Below are 18,971 nucleotides of genomic sequence, written 5' to 3' on the forward strand. Positions count from 1 at the left end.
GTACAGGAAAAAGGATCGAGCACAAGGAGCGTGTGATTCCGCCGGGTTGGTTGAGTTTGGCGGGAGCGTGTGATAGAGTGCCGCCGGGGGGACTACGCATGCTCGATCACCGTCAGCGCCGTCAGCGCTGGATTATCTTTGGCATACTGTCACTGATCTACATCCTCGTTTACTTCTACCGCGTCTCGCTCGCGGTGGTTGCCAAGGACGTCGCGCGTGACCTTAAGCTGACGCCTGCCGAGCTAGGCTCCCTCTCAAGCATCCTCTTCTATGTCTATGCCGCGGCGCAGATCCCGCTGGGACCGATGATCGACCGGCTGGGGAGCCGCGTGGTGATCAGCGGCTGCGGTGTGCTGACCGCCGTTGGGGGGATCCTCTTCTCGCAGGCGTCCGGTATGGGGCAGGCGCTCGTGGCGCGCGTATTCATCGGCGTCGGGACCGCGGCAGTCCTCATGGCTACCTTCAGCCTCTTCAGTCACTGGTTCACCAAGCAGGAATTCGGCAAGGCGTCCGGCCTCATGGTGGCGGTGGGGAACATGGGGAATCTGGCGGGAACGGCGCCGCTTGCCCTGGCCGTCTCCTGGATCGGCTGGCGCAACTCGTTTCTGACCGTCGGCGTGATGCAGGCGCTTGCAACGCTGCTCGTTTTCCTGGTGGTAAAGGACCGGCCCGCTACAGCCTGTGAGAACACGACGAGCGAGCCTGCACCCGCGGCGATGGGGATGCTGGAGGCATGGAAGCGGATCACGAGCAACCGTGACTTCTGGCTCCTGGCCGGGCTCGCCTTCGCCTGGTACGGCTGCTATCTCGCGGTGCAGGGGTTATGGGGCGGCCCGTACCTTATGGAGGTGTTGAAGCTTACACGGGAAGAGACGGGGCGGATGCTCATGTGCACCTCGATCGGCTTCATCTGCGGCAGCCTCGTCATCGACAGCATCGCCCGAAAGCTGGTGCGTTCCTACAAGAAGACCTTTCTCGGCGGACAGATCGTCCTGCTCATCCTGATGACGGCCTTCCAGGGGCCGCTCGACCACCTCTCCATGCCGCTTCTGGCAATATTCTTCCTCTGCTTAGGACTCGCCGTTTCGAGCGGCGTCATGATCTACCCCATCAACCGCTCCATGTTCCCGGTCTCCATCGTAGGCACCGCCCTCACCTCGATCAACCTGTTCGTGCTGCTCGGTGCGGCGTCGGTGCAGCAGATCATGGGTGGGATCATCGGTGCGGTCGGGAAAACGACGCCGGAAGCGACGGCGCAGGCTTTCCATTCGGCGTTCCTTTTCCCGGTCGGCGTTCAGGCGCTGGCCGCGGCCATGTTCTTCTTCGCAAGGGATTACTGGGAAAAATAGATAAAAGGCAGGGAAACGGGTTAGCCGGCGAGGGCTTCCATGACGGCGCGGAAGGCGTGCAGGTTCTTGGCGCGGGTGAACTGCTTCAGCTCGCGCGCGAGTTCCGGGTCTTCAACCTGCGAGACGACCCCCTTGATCTTGCCGAGCACCTGCATGTCGCCGCAGAAGAGCGCGCAGAAGCGGGGCAGGAGGTCGTTCAGGTAGCGGTGCAGCATGGCGCGCCGTTCCGCAGGATCAGGCTCGGCGGCGGCACGACCGCGCAGCCTCTCGAAGAGCATCGGATCGCCGACGCCGCCGCGCCCGAGCATGAGCCCGGCGGCACCGGTCTCCTCGAGGAGCTTCAGGCCGAAGGCGGTGCTCCGGATGTCGCCGTTGGCGATGACCGGTATGGAGGTCTGCCTGATCACCTCGGCGGTGACGGCGTGGTCGGCCAGCCCCTCGTACGCCTGGCGCACCGTGCGCGGATGCAGCACGAGGAAGTCGACGCGCGCCTTTTCGAAGAGCGGAAGGAGCGAGAAGATCTGCCGGGGATCTTCGTAGCCGGCGCGGATCTTCACCGAGAAGGAGCCGTGGATGGTCTCCCGCAGCGCAGGGATGATCTCCTCGAGAAGCTCCGGGCGCTTCAACATCCCCCCTCCGGTCAACCCGCTGGTCATGCGGCCGTAGGGGCATCCCATGTTCAGGTTGATGTGCACCGCCCCCGCGTTCTGCGCCGTCCTGGCCGCGGCGACCAGCGCGTCGCGGCCGTGCCCGATCAGCTGCACCACGAGCGGCACGCCGTTCTCGGCTGGGGCTATCTCGCGCAGGTCGCCCGGCATGAGGAGCTTTTTCTCGGATTGGGAGTTCACCCGCATGAACTCGGTCCACACCACGTCCGGACGCACCCAGGTGGTGAACGCCTCGCGCAGGGCGCGGTTGGTAAGCCCCTGCATCGGTGCGAGCATGAGCGGTTTTTCCCCGGGATTCCAGGGGAGGACGTGCTTCGTTTGCGGTTGGTTGGTGGGAATGCTTGCTTCTGAGGTCGGCATGTTCATCGGGGATGTATCTTACGAGGGACTGGAAGGGGGACTTCCCCGATCGCTTCGTGCGACGGTTGATCCCCCTCCCGGTCTTCCTTCTTCAGGTATCTAGGCTATTTCGAGCAGTTCGATTTCGTAGGTGATGTCCTCGCCCGCCAGCGGGTGGTTAGCGTCGACCACGATGGCGCTCTCGTTCACCTCGACCACGACCACCTCTACCGGTTCGTCGTCCTCACCGGTGAGTTCCAGTTCCATGCCTACTTCCGGGACGATGTCGCCGGTCAGCTGCTCGCGGCTGATGGCGAAGACCTCGTCCTCGTCGTACTCGCCGAAAGCGTCCGCGGCGGGGATCACGATGGTTTTCTTCTCGCCGGGAGCCATGCCGACCAGGGCCTCCTCGATCTGCGGGAAGAAGTCTTCGTTGCCGATGGTGATGGGGAGCGGACCGGTCTCGTGGCAACCGCAGCCGTCGTCGTCGCAGCCGCAGTCATCATCGCAGCCGCAGTCGTCGTCTTCGCAGCAGCCAGCTTCCTTGATGGTGGTGTCGAAGACCGAACCGTCTTCCAGGCTTGCGGTGTAATTGATGAGAACTTTGTCGCCTTTTTTTGCAAATGCCATTTAATTTGTTCCTTCTGTGGGGTTGATATCTAGCCCGTGGCTGTTCAGGGGGATGTTACGTGGGACGCCCCCCGCTCGTCCAGTAAAATCTCTCACAGGTTCCTTTTTTCTCGACGGATCTGCACTTTGCGTCCCTCGCATGAAGATGCACGCGAGGCTTTACAGCGTGAGTGGCAATGTGAAATCATTGAATAAAGGGGGGAAGGAGGACCGGCCATGACGGAACCGAGGAAGAAAGTGACAATTGAAGAGCGCAACTCCAGGTTCAGAACCCTGGGCGTCGACGATAACCTGCTCGGGCACTGGCATACCCTGTTCGAAAGAGAGAATCCCTCCGGCCATGAAAGCTTCCAAGAGTGGCTGGGGCTGCCCGAGGAGCGGACCGCTCAGGTGTGCTCGAAATCCGCTGAATCGAAGAAATGAACCGAGAAGTAACCTGCCTTAGGGGCATCTCCCGGGAGAGCGAAGCCTGCTCCCGGGAGAAAATCGCCCGTCACCCTTTGTCTTTACTTAAGTCCCCAGGTTGTCAGTTGTATCACTTGCTGAGCTTCTTCACGGCAAAGCTGTAGCACTGCAGGTAGGTGAGGATGGTGAGCAGGAAGCTGTAGATGATGATGCTAAGGATGAAGGGGTCCGCGGGCGCGGCCAGTGAGAAGATGAAGTAGAAGCCCATGGTGGAAATTTTGGTGATGTCGGCCCAGCGTTTCTTTTTGGTGAATTCTTTGGATTCCCGTTCACTCAGTTCCCTGTCGACCAACGAGAAATCGCGCTCGGCCTCTTTGGCCGCGAAGCGGTAGATCGGGTAGAAAAGCAGGAGCTGGATCACGAACGCGGCGACCACGCCGTTCATGAACCGATAACCCCTACCCACTGCCAGCAGATGGTGCTGGAACTTCACCGCGGTGTACACCAGCAGCGCGATAAGTCCGAATTGCGCAACGGTGAATATCTTGACGGTCTTGTTGATCTTCTTCTGGTCCAGGATAGCCGGCATGTCGTCTCCTTTGGTCGGTGTTGCCTGCTGCAGCCTCAGCTTGCAATAACATAGCAAATAAAATATTGTTTTACAAGTTCCCAGTCTGAACGATCGGCGACCGTCTTTTTGGATTGAACCGCCACGTGGAATCTAGTAAGTTGTAGCGACTTCGAGCCGCGGGGGCGCCGGCGGACCGACGTATCCTGTTTTATTGGCGACTCTCGTGGGGTCCGTGCCCCCGCCAAGATGGCGCAATAGGAGGCCCTTTAATGGATGTGACACTGAACGGAATCGAACTGCGGGTGCTGGGATCCCTTATTGAGAAGGAGCTTACCACCCCGGAATACTACCCTCTTTCCCTGAACGCACTCGTGAACGCCTGCAACCAGAAGTCGAACCGTGACCCGGTGCTGAACCTCGACGAGGCCGAGGTGACCGGCGCCCTCGATTCGCTCCGTTTCAAGCAGTTCGCGCTCATCTCGGGCACCGGTGGGCGCGTCGCCAAATACCGCCACACCCTGGTGGAGAAGTTCCGCTTCTCCCCGGCCGAACTCTCCGTGCTGTGCGAGCTGATGCTGCGCGGCCCGCAGACCGTCGGGGAACTGAGGACCCGTGGCGAGCGGATGCATCCTTTCGCTGACCTGACCGAGGTGGAAAGCGTGCTGCAGGATCTCATGGAGCGGACTCCGCCCCTGGTGGTTCGCCTGCCGCGTCAGCCCGGCCGCAAGGAGTCGCGCTACTGTCAGCTCTTCGCAGGCGAGCCGGATATGAGCGAAGCGGCGGCGCCGGAAGCCCCGCGTAACGGCGGGGGCGACGACCGGATTGCCAAACTGGAACAGGAGGTGGCCGATCTGCGCGAGGAAGTGGCGGCCCTGCGCCTGGCCATGGATGAATTCAGGAAATCTTTCGAATAGGAGTGCTGTCATGACTGTTTCCAAGGAAGAGCTCGCCACCAAGGTGGACATCACGGACTGGCTGTCGCTCAGGGCGCATCTGGAGCGGGGCGGCGTCATCCTCGTGGACCCGCTGCTGGAGCTTGCCGAGGTGGGAAGCACGCTGGCTGCCGACGATGTGAAGACGGTCGAGCGCTGGCTCTCCTCTGCGCTTCTCACCAAGCCGTCTCTCGAGCAGATCCGCATGTGGGACGCGGAGCAGGGGAAGACCTTCAACTGCCTGATCATTTCCCCGTATGTTTTGATCCAGGAACCGGCCCCGGCAAAGGGGTAGAAGGAGGCGGCATGGAAAATGAGCAAGGAGCGAGTGTCACCTGTTCGCACTGCAGCGCGGTCTGGCACAAGGAAGGCACCACCAACTGCTGGAGCGGCGACCCGGCTGTAGCCCCGCCGCGCCCTGGGAACTGTCCCGCCGGAACGCACGGCGAGGTGATCGCTGAGGCGCTCGAGCTGATGAAAGGGGAGGGGGAAGACGCGAAGATGGCGTTCGTGGCGGCGCGCGTCGAGGGGCTTTGCTACCAGCCCATCCCTGGAAGCGACGCGGTGAACGCACGCTGGACCCGCGTCGAGGACACCATCGCCTTTGCAAAGTTGATGGGTTACCAAAAGATCGGCATCGCCACCTGCATCGGGCTTCTGGAAGAGTGCGAACGCCTGGTCGCCATCCTGAAGGCGCAGGGGTTCACACCGTACAGCGTCTGTTGCAAGGCGGGGAGCATCGACAAGAACGACCTGGGACTCGCCGAGGGCGACAAGGTGCGTCCGGGGACCTTCGAGCCGGCGTGCAACCCGATCGCCCAGGCCGAGATCTGCAACGGGCTTGGGACCGACATGAACATGATCGTAGGGCTCTGCGTGGGGCACGACATGCTCTTCAACAAGTACTCGAAGGCCCCGGTTACCACACTGGTCGTAAAAGACCGCGTCACCGGCCACAACCCCGCCGCCGTCCTGTACGGCCAGAATTTCTATTATAAGAGACTGCAGAAGGGGCCCATGGTGGTGGAGTAGGCCGGCTCCGAAAGGTCCAGACCCCAAAGCCCGTTCATCCTCGCGATGCACGGGCTTTTTATTTTTTGACGCACCCTTGCGCCGCTCGCTTCATCGCGTGCCGGTTTTTTGACTGCGGCGATCTGCAGGCCCTGTCAGGCGAGATTCGGCGCGTGGCTTTAGTTACGGGAAGTCGGTTGTGTTAGAAAAGTACAATCGTTTGGCGCTGTGTTTTCACCTGCCCTTGATCTTCTAGGTGGTCAGGGCACGTGCGGCAAATGTCGGAAACTACAGGTAAGTCGCTGTTTGCGCAGTTCTGCTAGAGACGCCTTTACTCCCTCCTCCGAGGAAAAAGTCCCGCCGAACGGCACGCATGGTGAAAAGAGCCTCCCCCATATCGGCCGCACCAAAGAAAACCGGCAAGAAAGCCGGGAACCAAACCAGAAGGGGGAAATACCAATGTCAACCAGCGATATCTCTTTAACCGCAGGAATGAGGACCAACCTCCTCAACCTGCAGCAGACCAGCAAGCTCCTGAACAGAACGCAGGAGAGGCTCTCCTCGGGCAAACAGGTGAACAGCGCTCTGGACAACCCGACTAACTACTTCGCCGCGCAGAACGCGACCCAGCGCGCCAGCGACCTCGCCGACCGCAAGGACGGCATGGCCGAGGCGGTGCAGACCGTCTCGGCGGCGAACGCAGGCATCACCGCCATCACCGGCCTGATCAATGCGGCCAAAGGTATCGCGCAGTCCGCTCTTTCCACCAGCGATACCACGACCAGGTCCACGCTGTCGACCCAGTACGACACCATTCGGGCCCAGATCGACAACGTCTCCTCAGACTCCGGTTACCGCGGCCTGAACCTGCTGAGCGCCACCAACACCCTGACGGTCAACTTCAACGAGGACGCGAGCTCGAGCCTCGACGTCAAAGGCTTCCTCGCAAACTCAACCGGTCTGAGCCTCACCACCGCAAGCGGCTCGTGGGCTGCCAACTCCAACATCACCACCGACACGGCGAAGATGGACACGGCAATTTCGACCTTGAGGACCAACACCCAGACCCTGGCCGCGAACCTGAACATCATCACCACGCGCCAGACCTTTACCGACAGCATGATCGCAACGCTGCAGACCGGCGCCGACAACCTGACACTGGCCGATATGAACCAGGAAGGCGCCAACATGCTGATGCTGCAAACCCGTCAGAGCTTGGGTACCACTTCGCTTTCCATGTCTTCACAGGCGGCGCAGTCGGTCCTCAAACTCTTCTAAACCTCAACCCGCTCCGGAGGGAATTCCCCCTCCGGAGCGACCTTTCATCCCCTGCCAGCCCAACCTTTGAATCCCTTCGCAAGCAGCTTTTCTTTCCCAGATTAACCTCGATCCCCCGGCAAAATCTCCACACCCCTTGGCGGATGAAGCGCTTAGGGACAGGCATGTGGAGAGGGACTAGCAAAAGATCGACGCTAATCAAGATTGTCTGACGGTATTTTGACGGCAGGCTCACCCCGCTCAGGTGTCAGCATCAGGATCTGTTGCGGAAGGTCCCTTCCTTGCGGTGGGTAGCCCCTTTCGGGCTCAGGACACTTGAGAAGAGGACGAATTCGTCGACGGTGAACGGCGGGAAGTTGAGCTGGCGATGCTTTGCCTCGAAAAGGGCCACCTCGGCAGAGGCGTTTTCCTTTATGCGGGCGATCGTTATGTGTGGTGAAAAACGGCGCTCTTCCGGAACGATGCCGACTCCGGTTATGGCGGTTTCGATGCGCTGCTGCAGTTCAAGAAGGGGGCTCGATTCCTCAAGGCCGATCCAGAGCACCCTCGGGTGCCCGTGGGGAGGAAAGTGCCCGACCCCCTGCACGGTGAGCGGGAAAGGTGCGAAGGTGATTGCGGGCAAGGCTTCTTTGAGTCTGAGCGTGTCTTTGGGCTGCACATCGCCCAGAAAGCGCAGGGTGAGATGTATCTGGTCTGGCGGTACCCAGCGCATGCCGGGTAGGTCACAGCAAAGGGATGAGAGAGTCTTCTTTATCTCGCCGGGAAGTTCGATCGCTATGAAAAGCCTGGCCACGATTCCTCCTGTCAGCGCGAAGCTCTGTTTGCAGTAGGTGCGAAAAAATGGTTGACTAACCAGGGCGGGAATGCTAGACAGTATAGCTTTGGTGATCTGAAAGTAAAGGCGCGCATCCATGCTTGACGCTAGATACTTACGTGAAAATCTGGATACTGTCGAAGCACGGCTCAAGACAAGAGGCGAGGGGATCAGTCTTGCCCGCTTCAAAGAGCTGGACGAGCGTCGTCGCGAACTCCTGCTGAAGGGCGAAACGCTCAAGGCCCTGCGCAACAAGGTCACCGAAGAGATCGCCCGCCTCCAGGACAAGAGCCAGGCCGGCGATAAAAAAGCGCAGATGCGCGAGGTCTCCCAGCAGATCAAGGGGATCGACGAAGAACTGAAGGGCGTGGAAGAGGAACTGCAATCCTTCCTCCTGACCGTCCCGAACATACCGAATGAGACGACCCCGGTGGGTAAGTCCGAAGAAGAGAACGTGGTGGTCCGCCTTGAAGGTGAGATCCCGAGCTATTCTTTCGAGCCGAAACCGCACTGGGAAGTGGGTGAGAACCTCGACATACTGGATTTCGAACGCGGTGCCAAGCTTACAGGCGCGCGTTTCACCCTTTATAAAGGGGCCGGTGCAAGACTCGAAAGAGCGCTCATCAACTTCATGCTGGACCTGCATACCGGCGAGCACAATTATATTGAAATGCTCCCGCCCTTTATGGTAAACAGGGACAGCATGACCGGTACGGGCCAACTGCCCAAGTTTGAGGAAGATCTCTTCCATCTGGAAGGGGTCGATTTTTTTCTCATCCCCACGGCTGAAGTCCCGGTAACCAACATCCATCGCGGCGAGATCCTCAAAGGATCCGACCTGCCGATTTCATACTGTGCCTACACCCCCTGCTTCCGCAAGGAGGCCGGTTCGTACGGCAAAGACACCCGCGGCCTGATCAGGCAGCACCAGTTCAACAAGGTCGAACTGGTCAAGTTCACCTCCCCCGAGGAATCCTACCAGGAGTTGCAGAAGCTGCTCGGCCACGCCGAGGAGGTGCTGCGCAGGTTGCAGATACCTTACCGGGTCGTGGAACTGTGCACGGGTGACATCGGTTTCTCCGCCGCCAAGACCTTCGACATCGAGGTTTGGCTGCCGGGGCAAAACTGCTACCGTGAGATCTCCTCCTGTAGCTGTTTCGAAGATTTTCAGGCGCGTCGGGCCGGAATCCGCTTCCGCCCGGACGAGAAGGCGAAGCCGGAATTTGTCCACACGCTGAACGGCTCGGGCCTCGCAGTCGGCAGGACCGTGGTGGCGGTGCTGGAGAACTACCAGCAGGCCGACGGTTCAGTGCTGATCCCCGAAGTGCTCAGGCCCTACATGGGCGGAGCGGAGCGTATCAGCTAGGCTTTGGAGGAATGGCCGAGTGGTTGAAGGCGGCGGTCTTGAAAACCGTTGAACGAAAGTTCCGTGGGTTCGAATCCTACTTCCTCCGCCAATAGGTTTTAGCAGCACGAAATAGCAGTACGGTTTGAAACGGAGAGCTGGCCGAGTAGGTCGAAGGCGCACGCCTGCTAAGCGTGTATACTGGGAAACCGGTATCGAGGGTTCGAATCCCTCGCTCTCCGCCACTTTTTTTGCAGCATGCAGTGCCTTGAAGGTTGTTGCAGTCAGCGGAGGTTTTGGTGAAGGTGTTGCTGAAACTGCTGGTTTTATCCCTGGTAGCATTATCTTTCGCGACAGGATGCAACGATAAGGGAAAGCAGAAACCGGAAGCAAACAGCCCACGCCCGGCAAGGGCTCCATCGGTTGTAGTGGTTCCGGATCAGGTGAAAGGCAAATGGAAGGCGGTCCAGATCCGGGTTGCCGACAAGAACGCCCACCTGAAGAAGGTTTACACCCTGAACATAGGTTCCGACTTCAAGCTCCCCGGATCGGATCTGACACTCAAGGTGGAAACGTTCCTGCCGCACTTCGTGATGGAAGGTACCACCCTCACCTCCCAGTCGAACGACCTGGTGAACCCGGCGGCACAGCTGGTGATCAGGGAGAACGGGAAGGAGATCTACAAGGGGTGGTTGTTTTCTCTGTACCCCACCGCGCATGCCTATCAGCATCCGCAATACGGTTTCACCCTGGTCGACTACATGCCGGCCAGTTGATAAAGAATGCGCTCGTAGCTCAGCTGGATAGAGCAACGGACTACGAATCCGTAGGTCGGGAGTTCGAATCTCTCCGAGCGCGCCATAAAAAGAAGCACGCAGTAAAAGTACAGTTTGCGCCCGTAGCTCAGCTGGATAGAGCACAAGACTACGAATCTTGGGGCCGGGCGTTCGAATCGCTCCGGGCGCGCCATCAAAGCAAAGGGTCAGGTGATTGATTTCACCTGGCCCTTTTGTCGTTTCGAAACAGCTTCGCCACTCTTCGCTACATTCCCTGCAGCTCTAAAATTCATCTGGTACGACTTGGATCACCATTGTGTGTCCTTCTTGCACCTTCGAAACAAGGCCTTGCGGAACGGGAGGTTTTCCTAGGGACGCGTAACTGTGTCGACATCCACCTGCTGGACTTGCTGCCGTAAATACCAGGCATGCCGCCCCCAAAAACAGACCTTGCCGGGTGAAAAACAAACTTCTTTTTAAGGCCGCCTGAATTCACCAAACATTATAAGTTGTTAGAGCGGCAAAAAACCTGTTTCCCCGAGAAAAAATGAAACCTGATTTTTCCGCGGGAGGATTTTCGCCACACTTAGTCGCGGTCCCCGGATTAGAATACAAACCCGGCAGAACTCCTCGTAGGGATAAAAAGGGAGCGTAGGGGCCTGTTGGAAGAGTTGACGCCTCAGAAAGAGGGAAGATCGAAATGGAAAGTAGGTAGCGTGTTCTGGATTTGGGATCACTTACGCTGCCGTAGTAGTCGGGAGAGTCTGCACGGGAAAAGAAAAAGATATCTGCTGGTGAGTATTGGTTATTCTCGGGGGACTGACCGGTACAACGCGGTTAAGTAATATCTCAACGAGTGCGGCAAAAAGAGTTTTGACAGGCTGGTTGATCAACTTCACCGGAGTGGGGTCTTCCAAACTCGTAAAAAAAGAGGGCCCGTTGCCGGGCCCTGATTGCATGGGATGAAAGGTGGAAGGGTTAGCCAGGCAGGATCCCAATCCTGAGGTTGCGTTCGGGACGGGTGAAGCCGTGGCACATGGAGCAGTCGATCTGCTTATCCTTGACGTGCTTGTCGTGCATGCTGATGTAGTCCAGGGAATGGACGTCCTTGAAGCTGTGGCACTGGGTGCAGGTTGTGGTTGCCGTCCCCTTGATGCCGTAGCCGAGGGTGTTTACGAGTTTCAACTGGGTGGCACCGGCGTTCGGATGGCAGGCGGCGCATGCCAGGGTGTTGCCGGAGGCCGCCGGGATCTGGTGGTTCAGCAACTGGTATTCATCGGTGGTGACGGTGGTATAGGGGGTTGTGCTGGACAGCCCGAGGTAGACGAGGCCGTCCCGCACCGCGTCGTCATAGAGACCGGTGGCGAAGAACTTCGCGGTGGAGATGGGGACGATCTTGCCGCTTGCGAGCGCTTGGGTCGCTGTCTTGTACTTGAAGGGGTAGAGTTTGGTGCCTACGCCGTCGGTGATGGCGCCCACCGGACGGGATATCTTGTAGGCGCCGGTAGCGGCGTCGAGAACGGCGGTGTTGAAGGTGTTGTTGCCCCAGCTCTTGCCGTTCCAGAAGGCATATTTGGGGATCAGGTTGTTGGCCTTGGTCGGCACCGGCTCGTAGCGGTTCAGAGTCGAGTTCCATTCCGCGGAGACCCAGGTACGGTGGGTTTCCGTGGCTTCGCTGGCTGCCGAGTCGCCGGCGTTCTTCGCGTATTTGGCGAGGTGGCAGGTCTGGCAGGCGACGCGGGATTGATGGCGGTTCACGTACTCGTTACCGTGGCTGGAGGTGGTGCTGGTCTTGGTGGGGTGACAGGTGGTGGTGGCGCAGGCCATCTGGACAGTGGTGTCCTGCGGCCTGAGATCGGTGCCGCGGCCGGCGACCCGGTGCGCACTGAAGGTGTGGCAGGCCTGGCAGGCGAGATTGCCCCCGTTGCCGGTTGCCATGTGGGTATCGTAGAGGATGTCTGCCGTGGTCCCGCTCGCAAGGGCGATGTCGCCGCGCTTGACCGCGTCGCCGCCCCCCGCTTTGGCGTGGCAGCCGAGGCAGTTCTTGCGCACCGGCTTTATGGCGGCCTTTTGCACCACGAGGTTCATGTTAAGGCCTGCCGCCGGTTCGAAGAGCCCGGTGGTCGCGTTACGCACGCGGGAATATGGTGCGTTCACGGTGTCGTTGTGACAGATCAGGCAGTCGATGGCGGCAAGCTGCGCCGCGGTCGGGTTGCTGGTGGCCACAGGTTTGGCGCCGGTCCCGACATGGCAGGCGCCGCAGGGGCCCCAGTTCCCCTGGATGTTGATGCAGTAGGCGTTGAGGGCGCTCGACCCGTCGACGGCGTCGATCTTTCCCTGTGTGGTCGGGCCTGTGGTCATCTCGGCGGCGGAACCCTTCCACTGGTAGTGGACCGATTGGTACATAGCCTTAGCCTGCGTCGTGTGGCAGGAGCTGCACATGGCGTACCCCGTCCAGGTCAGGGTCGGGTGGGTGAGACCGAACGCGGTGCCGACCAGTGCCAGCAGGGTACTGCCGATACTGCACAGTGCTACGATGCTTTTTTTCATCCGTTGCTTCCTCCTTTGGGTATGGCTGCCCCGGTCAAGAAGATGGGGGCAGTAAGGCACTGACGTGCCAAACATGATGGATAGGGGAAGTGCGACAGAGTGGATAGCATGACCTGTACCAGCGGTACGCGCCAAGCGATGATAAGCAATAATGATTTTCGTATAACCGGATCTGGTCGGGGATTGCGGGGGGATAAGTTTTTACGGTGAGGGAACGGCGCAGCGGTGCGAGATTGCTTTTTGGGTGAAAGTACCCATGGTATGGGTTAAACGGCCTAGGGTGTGTTGGGGCGATCGGCCCATGATGGTCAAGAACGCAACAGGCCCTTGGGGGCGGCCGCTTTCTCTCGCTTTCGTCTGCAGCGGAACGTTTGAAGCGGCTTCTGCATCAGCTCCACGGGCACGAGATCTGATGCGGTAGAAGGCGATCCGGCCAAAAAAAAGTAATCGATCTTTTTTGTTGCAGCGGCATCAGGGAAAGATTTGGGCGAGAGTCGGAAAAGGGACAGGGGGCCATCTTCTTCACGCCGACGTAAGTATCAGCTCTCACAACCATTCCTTTCAAGGGACCAGTCATCACACTGGTCCTTTTATTCTCTTTATTGATGTCTCACTCATTTTCTTCTATACTGCCCCGATTGTTCACCGCTCATACTGCACAAGGAGGAAGTAATCATGAATGTGGCGATAGTCCATAAGGCGAATGTGAAGGACGAGGTGCTGGACGCCCTCGCGAAGGATGTCCCTTCCATCATTTCAGGGTTACTGGAAATCCGCGGCGGCAAGATGGCGATCCTCAAACCGGAGCAGATCTCACTGCAGTTCTCCCAGGCTAGCGGCCGTGACACCGGGGCGGACCTGCGCATCATCGTGCTCGCGCGTAGCCTCGGACCCCGTACCGCCGTGGAGAACAAGCTGGCGGGAGCCATTCTCGAGAAGGTGGTGGCTTTGGTGAAGGACGCAGGGGCCGAGTGCTCTGTTACGGTTCGCCTCTACCTGACCGAAATCGGCGCCGCGGCGTATATCCCCGCCTAGTACGCACACCACACAGTAAAACCGACGGAAAAAGGGCCAGCTTAACTGGCCCTTTTTCGTTCCCGGAAGGACTTTCCTCAGGCGCACATAATCGAGCTAACTTTCGCAGAAGAACAGCCGAAAAGTCATATCAACTCAGTTAGGAGAACCAGAAGTGTACATGGCTTATATGCTCAATTGCAATGTACCTTATGTATGATACGATTTCCGGCATTGCAAAGGACACCAACTATTTACATTTAACAAAGTAACAGTTGCGGGACTCTATCGCATAGTCTCAATTGCTATCTCTCACAGCAGTACCTGAGCTTAGGTTTAATATTAAGCATTGACAATAATAATAAAATATTAAATTATCCGTTACCTATCAGGCCGTTTCGGCCACCCGCTTGATACATCGCCACGCCTTCTTCCCCGGTCTCGTTGTTACGACCAGCCGGCACTGGTACAGAGGAAGTGGATTGCTGGAGGAAGACGATGACAAGAAACCGTTGCAGGCTTCTGGTGCCACTGGCCGGCTTGCTGCTCTCCCTGCTCTGCGGGACGGCGCGCGCGGATGACGCCGCCGAGCAGCCCGCCCCGGATCTCGGCACCATGGACCTGGAGCAGCTCACCAACCTTAAGGTGGAGAAGGTGTACGGCGTTTCCAAGTTCGAACAGGTGGTGACCGAGGCGCCGGCATCGGTCACCGTGGTGACCTCGGACGAGATCAGGCATTACGGCTGGCGTACCCTTGCGGACGTCCTGAAGGCGACGCGCGGCTTTTTCGTCACCTACGACCGCAACTACAGCTACATCGGGACGCGCGGCTTCAACCGCCCCGGCGATTACAACACCCGCGTCCTCCTCCTGCTCGACGGGCACCAGATCAACGACGTCATCTACGAGTCCGCCGCCATAGGGACCGAATTCATCCTCGACCTGGCCCTCGTCGACCGCATCGAGATCATCAGGGGGCCTAGCTCCTCGCTCTACGGCGCGGGCGCCTTTTTCGGCGTCATCAACGTGATCAGCAAAAGCGGCAAGCAGTTGGACGGCGTGGAGGCGGCGGGAAGCTTCGGGAGTCAGAAGAGCGGCTCGGGGCGCCTCACCTTCGGGAAGGCATTCAACGGTGGTGAGTTCCTCGTCTCGGGTTCACGTTACGTAAGCCGCGGCGACGACCGCCTCTTCTATCCCGAGTTCAACGACCCCGCAACCAACAACGGCATGGCGGACAACATGGACCGCGACCGCAACTACTCGCTCTTCGCCTCGGGGCACCTGCATGACTTCACCCTGACCGGCGCTCTCGTCTCGCGCGACAAGCGCATCCCGACCGCCTCCTTCGGCACCATCTTCGACGACCCCCGCACCAAGTCCACCGACCGGCGCAGCTTCCTCGACCTCAAATACGACAAGGCCTTCGAGGGGACCAGCGTTACCGCGCGGCTCTTCTACGACGAGTACCGCTTCATCGGCGACTTCGCCTACGAGCGCGGCATCGACGATCCACCTTTCTATCCCGCCACCTACGTGAACCGGGATGATCACCTGGCGCGCTGGTGGGGCGCCGAGGCGCAGGCAAGCCGACAGGTGCTCCCGAGGCTGCAACTGACCGGCGGCGCGCGCTTTAGGGACAACTTCCAACTGGAGCTCCCGAACGTGGACCTGGTCCCCGGGGGACGCAGCGTGGAAAACGACCACAGCGACCTGTTCTGGGCCCTCTTCGGGCAGGCGGAGCTGCGCATCCTGGATGAGCTGATCCTGAACGCGGGGGTGCGCTACGACCACTACGAGACCTTCGGCGGCGCGACGAGCCCGCGCCTCGCGCTCATCTACACCCCCGTGGAGGGGACCGTCTTCAAGCTGATCTACGGCAAGGCGTTCCGCGCTCCCAACGCCTACGAGCTCTACTACAACGACGTCTTCAACGGTTACGCCACGAGCCCGTCGCTCAGGCCCGAGACGGTGCGCACCTACGAGGCGATCTGGGAGCAGTACTACGGCGACGTCGTGCGCACCAGCGCGAGCCTCTTCTACAACAAGATCGACAACCTGATCAGCTATGAGGACGTCTCGGCAACGCAGGTAGCCTTCGCCAACATGGAGCGGGTGAAGGCACTCGGAGGAGAGTTCGAGGTCGAGGGGCAGTGGAACAGCGGCTTCTCGGCCCGAGCGAGTTACAGCTTCGTCTCGGCGCGCAACGACGTGACCGATCAGCGCCTGGACTACTCGCCGCGTCACCTGGCGAAGCTCAACGTGACGGCCCCCCTGTACCGGAAGAAGTTGTTCGCCGGCATCGAACTGCAGGGGGTGAGCCGGCGCGACTTTACCCACAACGACGCCCAGGTGGCGGCGGGAGGGTACGCGGTCGCCAACGCGACGCTCTATTCCACAGCCTTGCTGCCCGGGCTTGAAACCTCCGTCTCCGTCTACAACCTCCTGGACCGGCGTATTGTCGATCCCGCCACCACGGATCACGTGCAGAACGTGATTCCGCAGGACGGCAGGACCTACCGGCTCCAGGCGAGCTACCGGTTTTAGGGGAGATGTCGATGCCGACCATTTTCAACATGACGCGCCGGCTCATCCTGGGGGTTCTGACCGCCTCCCTCGTCCTGTCCGGGCCCCGGCCCCTCGGGGCCGAGGGGGCACAGGAGTACCAGGTGAAGGGGGCCATGGTCTACAACATGGCGAAGTACATCGAGTGGCCGGCGGGGGCGTTCGCCTCGAACGGCGCCCCCCTCATGATCTGCAGCATGGGGCGCGGCCCCTTTGCTGCGGCGCTCGAGCCGTACCGGGGCAAGACGGTGCTTGGACATCCTGTCCTGGTCCGGCACCTGCAGGTCGGCGAAGAGCTGGGAGAGTGCCACCTTCTCGTGGTGAGCGGGGTGGAGAAACGCTACCTGGCGGGGGTCCTCGACATGGCGCGAAGGAGGTCGGTACTCACCGTCGGGGATCTCCCTGATTTTGCCCGCCAAGGTGGGATCATCGGGCTCGTGGAGCAGGAGGGGAGGGTCCGCTTCGAGATCAACATGAAGGCGGCGCACCAGTCCCGGTTCAAGATCAGCTCCCAACTCCTGAAGCTCGCGAGGATCATAAAAGAGGGTGATTCATGAGCCGTCCCGGAGAGCACTTCATAAGAAACCTCCCGCTGCAACGCAAGCTGATGCTGATCATCATGCTTTGCTGCACGGCGACCCTCCTCCTCGCATCGCTCTTCTTCGTGGCGCGGGAGGCGAAGGTGCTGTACCGGGCCCAGGAGGAGGACCTCGTCTCCATAGCGGAGGTGATCGGGGAAAACAGCGCCTCGGCGGTCGTCTTCAACGACCCCAAGTCGGCGGAGGACACGGTGCGCCCCCTGGCGGCGAAGAGCTCCATCCTGGCGGCGTACATCATCACCAAGGACGGCCGACTCTTCGCCCGGTACCTGGCCCCGGGCGCGGAGCGGGAGAAGCTCCCCCTGGAGCTCGTTCCCGAGGGGGCGACCCCCGCCGACATCACCCGGGCGGTACAACAGGTACAAAATGAGGCCTACCGGAGTTCGTTCTTCTCCGGTTACGCGAGCGCGGTGAAGTCGATTTATCTCGACGGCGAGCAGGTCGGGACCGTGGTGCTCCATGCGAACGCCTCCGGCTTTCTGCGCAACCTGGGCTGGACCCTTGTCGCGGCCCTTATGTTCATGGGCGCCGCCTTCGTTGCCGCCTACCTCTTCTCTGCGCGGCTGCAGCAGATGGTGTCGTCACCGCTTCTGGAACTGCTCGCCACCATGAAGGAGGTTTCCGCCAGCAAGAACTTCTCTCTGCGCGTGCAGAGACCTTCGAGCGACGAGATCGGCCTTCTCTACGACGGCTTCAACGAGATGCTGTGCGAGATCGAGGAGCGCAACCAGATCCTCAGGCAGCGCCAGGCGCATCTGCAGCAGCTCGCGCACTACGATCCCCTGACCCGGCTCCCGAACCGCACCCTGTTTTACGACCGGCTGAGCCAGGCGCTCTCACTTGCGGGACGGGCGCGGGAGGCGGTGGCGGTGATCTTCATCGACCTTGACCACTTCAAGGACATCAACGACACCCTGGGGCACCGGATCGGCGACCTGCTCCTCATCGAGGTGGCAAGCCGCCTTTCGACGGTGGTGCGAAGCTGTGACACCGTGGCGCGGCTTGGCGGGGACGAGTTCACCGTCTTCTGCCAGAACATCGCCACGCCGGAAAACGCCGCCCTCGTCGCGCAGAAACTGGTTGCTCTTTTTGCCGACACCTTCCGGCTCGGCGAAAGCGAGATCCACGTCACCGCAAGCATCGGGGTGACCCTGTTCCCCAACGACGGCAAGACGGTGGACGAGCTTTTGATGAACGCCGACATCGCCATGTATCACGCGAAGGGCGCCGGCAAGAACGTGTACGCCCTCTTCGAGAAGAGGATGAACGAGCACGCAAGCGAGCGGGTCACCCTGCTCACCGACCTGCGCCAGGCTATCGTGCAGGGTGAGTTCGTGCTGCATTACCAGCCCAAGGTCGACGTGCTGACCGGCAAGGTGACCAGCGTCGAGGCGCTGGTGCGCTGGATGCACCCGAGGCTGGGGCTTTTGGGACCGGACCGCTTCATCCGCCTCGCCGAGGAGAGCGGTTTGATCGCAGAGCTCACCGAGTGGGTCATGCGCACCGCGTGTCGGCAGGCGAAAGCCTGGCAGGAGGTGGGGCACCCCCCGGTGCGGGTGGCGGTGAACCTCTCCCCGTTCCACTTTCAGCGCCAGGACGTGAAGGAGTCGATCCTCGCGGTACTTGGGAAGACGGAGCTCGACCCGGCGCTGTTTGAGATCGAGATCACGGAGGGGGCGCTCATGCAGAACGACGAGTACACCTGCCGTGTGCTTGGGGAACTGCGCGAGATGGGTATCACCGTCTCCGTGGACGATTTCGGCACCGGCTACTCGTCGCTTTCCTATCTGCACCGGTTTCCCATCAACACGCTGAAGATCGACCGTACCTTCATCCTCAACATGATGAAGAGCACCGAGGATCAGGCCATCGTCACCGCCATTATCGCCATGGCCAAAAGCCTCAACATGCAGATCGTGGCGGAAGGTGTGGAGACGGTGGAACAGCTGGAGGCCCTGAAGGACCAGGGATGCCACGAGATCCAGGGCTTCCTGATCTCGCGGCCGGTGAACGCCGAGAAAGTTGCGCGTTTTTTCACCGATGAAGACAGTCTGAGGCAAGAACGAGGTACCGGCATCCCGGCCGGGGATGCGGCATAGCACCGGCGCGGGAGAAGCGCCGAGAGGTA

17 protein-coding genes and 4 tRNA genes are annotated in these 18,971 nt (G+C 60.1%); 16 read left to right on the top strand and 5 right to left on the bottom strand.

Going from position 1 to position 18,971, the window contains the following annotated elements; translation table 11 throughout:
- Positions 1-98: 98 nt before the first annotated feature.
- Positions 99-1,349, top strand: coding sequence for an MFS transporter (locus tag E8L22_RS05690; protein WP_136524234.1), 1,251 nt, complete (start codon positions 99-101; stop codon positions 1,347-1,349).
- Between the two features lie 20 nt (positions 1,350-1,369).
- Here E8L22_RS05690 and E8L22_RS05695 read toward each other — a convergent pair whose 3' ends face one another.
- Both E8L22_RS05695 and E8L22_RS05700 read right to left on the bottom strand, forming a co-directional pair.
- Positions 1,370-2,293 carry a tRNA dihydrouridine synthase gene (locus tag E8L22_RS05695; protein WP_246044556.1) on the bottom strand — a complete coding sequence of 308 codons (924 nt, stop codon included), beginning with the start codon at positions 2,291-2,293 and terminating at the stop codon, positions 1,370-1,372.
- Positions 2,294-2,476: 183 nt separating this feature from the next.
- Positions 2,477-2,986 carry an FKBP-type peptidyl-prolyl cis-trans isomerase gene (locus E8L22_RS05700; protein WP_135869040.1) on the bottom strand — a complete coding sequence of 170 codons (510 nt, stop codon included), beginning with the start codon at positions 2,984-2,986 and terminating at the stop codon, positions 2,477-2,479.
- 216 nt (positions 2,987-3,202) lie between these two features.
- Between E8L22_RS05700 and E8L22_RS05705 the strand changes: the two genes are divergently transcribed.
- Positions 3,203-3,409: a MerR family transcriptional regulator gene (locus E8L22_RS05705; protein WP_136524236.1), complete on the top strand. Its 207-nt coding sequence runs from the start codon at positions 3,203-3,205 to the stop codon at positions 3,407-3,409.
- Between the two features lie 112 nt (positions 3,410-3,521).
- On the opposite strand, the gene E8L22_RS05710 is transcribed toward E8L22_RS05705, so the two are convergent.
- Entirely contained in the window at positions 3,522-3,980 is a 459-nt protein-coding gene (locus tag E8L22_RS05710) for a hypothetical protein (protein ID WP_136524237.1), read from the bottom strand.
- 251 nt (positions 3,981-4,231) lie between these two features.
- Between E8L22_RS05710 and E8L22_RS05715 the strand changes: the two genes are divergently transcribed.
- The 4 genes from E8L22_RS05715 (at position 4,232) to E8L22_RS05730 (ending at position 7,183) form a co-directional block, all read left to right on the top strand.
- On the top strand, positions 4,232-4,876 hold the full coding sequence (locus E8L22_RS05715; protein WP_136524238.1) for a YceH family protein: 645 nt from the start codon (positions 4,232-4,234) through the stop codon (positions 4,874-4,876).
- A 10-nt stretch (positions 4,877-4,886) separates the two neighbouring features.
- Positions 4,887-5,189, top strand: coding sequence for a DUF2288 domain-containing protein (locus tag E8L22_RS05720; RefSeq protein ID WP_136524239.1), 303 nt, complete (start codon positions 4,887-4,889; stop codon positions 5,187-5,189).
- Positions 5,190-5,200: 11 nt separating this feature from the next.
- Positions 5,201-5,926: a DUF1847 domain-containing protein gene (locus E8L22_RS05725; protein ID WP_136524240.1), complete on the top strand. Its 726-nt coding sequence runs from the start codon at positions 5,201-5,203 to the stop codon at positions 5,924-5,926.
- Positions 5,927-6,364: 438 nt separating this feature from the next.
- Positions 6,365-7,183 (top strand): flagellin N-terminal helical domain-containing protein, encoded by an 819-nt coding sequence (locus tag E8L22_RS05730; RefSeq protein ID WP_136524241.1) that lies wholly within the window; start codon positions 6,365-6,367, stop codon positions 7,181-7,183.
- Positions 7,184-7,436: 253 nt separating this feature from the next.
- On the opposite strand, the gene thpR is transcribed toward E8L22_RS05730, so the two are convergent.
- Positions 7,437-7,976 carry an RNA 2',3'-cyclic phosphodiesterase gene (gene thpR / locus E8L22_RS05735; protein ID WP_136524242.1) on the bottom strand — a complete coding sequence of 180 codons (540 nt, stop codon included), beginning with the start codon at positions 7,974-7,976 and terminating at the stop codon, positions 7,437-7,439.
- A 118-nt stretch (positions 7,977-8,094) separates the two neighbouring features.
- On the opposite strand from thpR, the gene serS reads away from it, so the two are divergent.
- From serS to E8L22_RS05765, 6 genes are all read left to right on the top strand, one after another.
- Positions 8,095-9,363, top strand: a complete 1,269-nt coding sequence (serS, locus tag E8L22_RS05740; RefSeq protein ID WP_136524243.1) for a serine--tRNA ligase — start codon at positions 8,095-8,097, stop codon at positions 9,361-9,363.
- Between the two features lie 5 nt (positions 9,364-9,368).
- Positions 9,369-9,454: transfer RNA gene (locus E8L22_RS05745), tRNA-Ser, on the top strand.
- Positions 9,455-9,494: 40 nt separating this feature from the next.
- Positions 9,495-9,587 (top strand) — tRNA-Ser (locus tag E8L22_RS05750).
- A gap of 54 nt (positions 9,588-9,641) precedes the next feature.
- Positions 9,642-10,118 carry a DUF2155 domain-containing protein gene (locus tag E8L22_RS05755; protein WP_136524244.1) on the top strand — a complete coding sequence of 159 codons (477 nt, stop codon included), beginning with the start codon at positions 9,642-9,644 and terminating at the stop codon, positions 10,116-10,118.
- An 8-nt stretch (positions 10,119-10,126) separates the two neighbouring features.
- Positions 10,127-10,203, top strand: a tRNA-Arg gene (locus tag E8L22_RS05760).
- Positions 10,204-10,234: 31 nt separating this feature from the next.
- A tRNA-Arg gene (locus E8L22_RS05765) sits at positions 10,235-10,311 on the top strand.
- A gap of 785 nt (positions 10,312-11,096) precedes the next feature.
- On the opposite strand, the gene E8L22_RS05770 is transcribed toward E8L22_RS05765, so the two are convergent.
- Positions 11,097-12,668 (bottom strand): alpha-2-macroglobulin, encoded by a 1,572-nt coding sequence (locus E8L22_RS05770; protein WP_246043824.1) that lies wholly within the window; start codon positions 12,666-12,668, stop codon positions 11,097-11,099.
- A gap of 675 nt (positions 12,669-13,343) precedes the next feature.
- Between E8L22_RS05770 and E8L22_RS05775 the strand changes: the two genes are divergently transcribed.
- The 4 genes from E8L22_RS05775 (at position 13,344) to E8L22_RS05790 (ending at position 18,942) form a co-directional block, all read left to right on the top strand.
- The gene (locus E8L22_RS05775; RefSeq protein WP_136524245.1) at positions 13,344-13,703 is read left to right on the top strand and encodes a hypothetical protein; all 360 of its coding nucleotides are present in this window, start codon (positions 13,344-13,346) and stop codon (positions 13,701-13,703) included.
- Between the two features lie 477 nt (positions 13,704-14,180).
- A complete protein-coding gene (locus tag E8L22_RS05780; protein WP_136524246.1) occupies positions 14,181-16,226 on the top strand; it encodes a TonB-dependent receptor plug domain-containing protein in 2,046 nt (681 codons plus the stop codon).
- 11 nt (positions 16,227-16,237) lie between these two features.
- A complete protein-coding gene (locus E8L22_RS05785; protein ID WP_246044557.1) occupies positions 16,238-16,801 on the top strand; it encodes a YfiR family protein in 564 nt (187 codons plus the stop codon).
- The gene (locus tag E8L22_RS05790) at positions 16,798-18,942 is read left to right on the top strand and encodes a putative bifunctional diguanylate cyclase/phosphodiesterase (protein WP_136524248.1); all 2,145 of its coding nucleotides are present in this window, start codon (positions 16,798-16,800) and stop codon (positions 18,940-18,942) included. The genes E8L22_RS05785 and E8L22_RS05790 overlap by 4 nt, the downstream gene beginning before the upstream one ends.
- The last annotated feature ends 29 nt before the right edge of the window (positions 18,943-18,971 follow it).

This window comes from Geomonas ferrireducens (genome assembly GCF_004917065.1).
In the GTDB taxonomy this organism is placed as follows: domain Bacteria; phylum Desulfobacterota; class Desulfuromonadia; order Geobacterales; family Geobacteraceae; genus Geomonas; species Geomonas ferrireducens.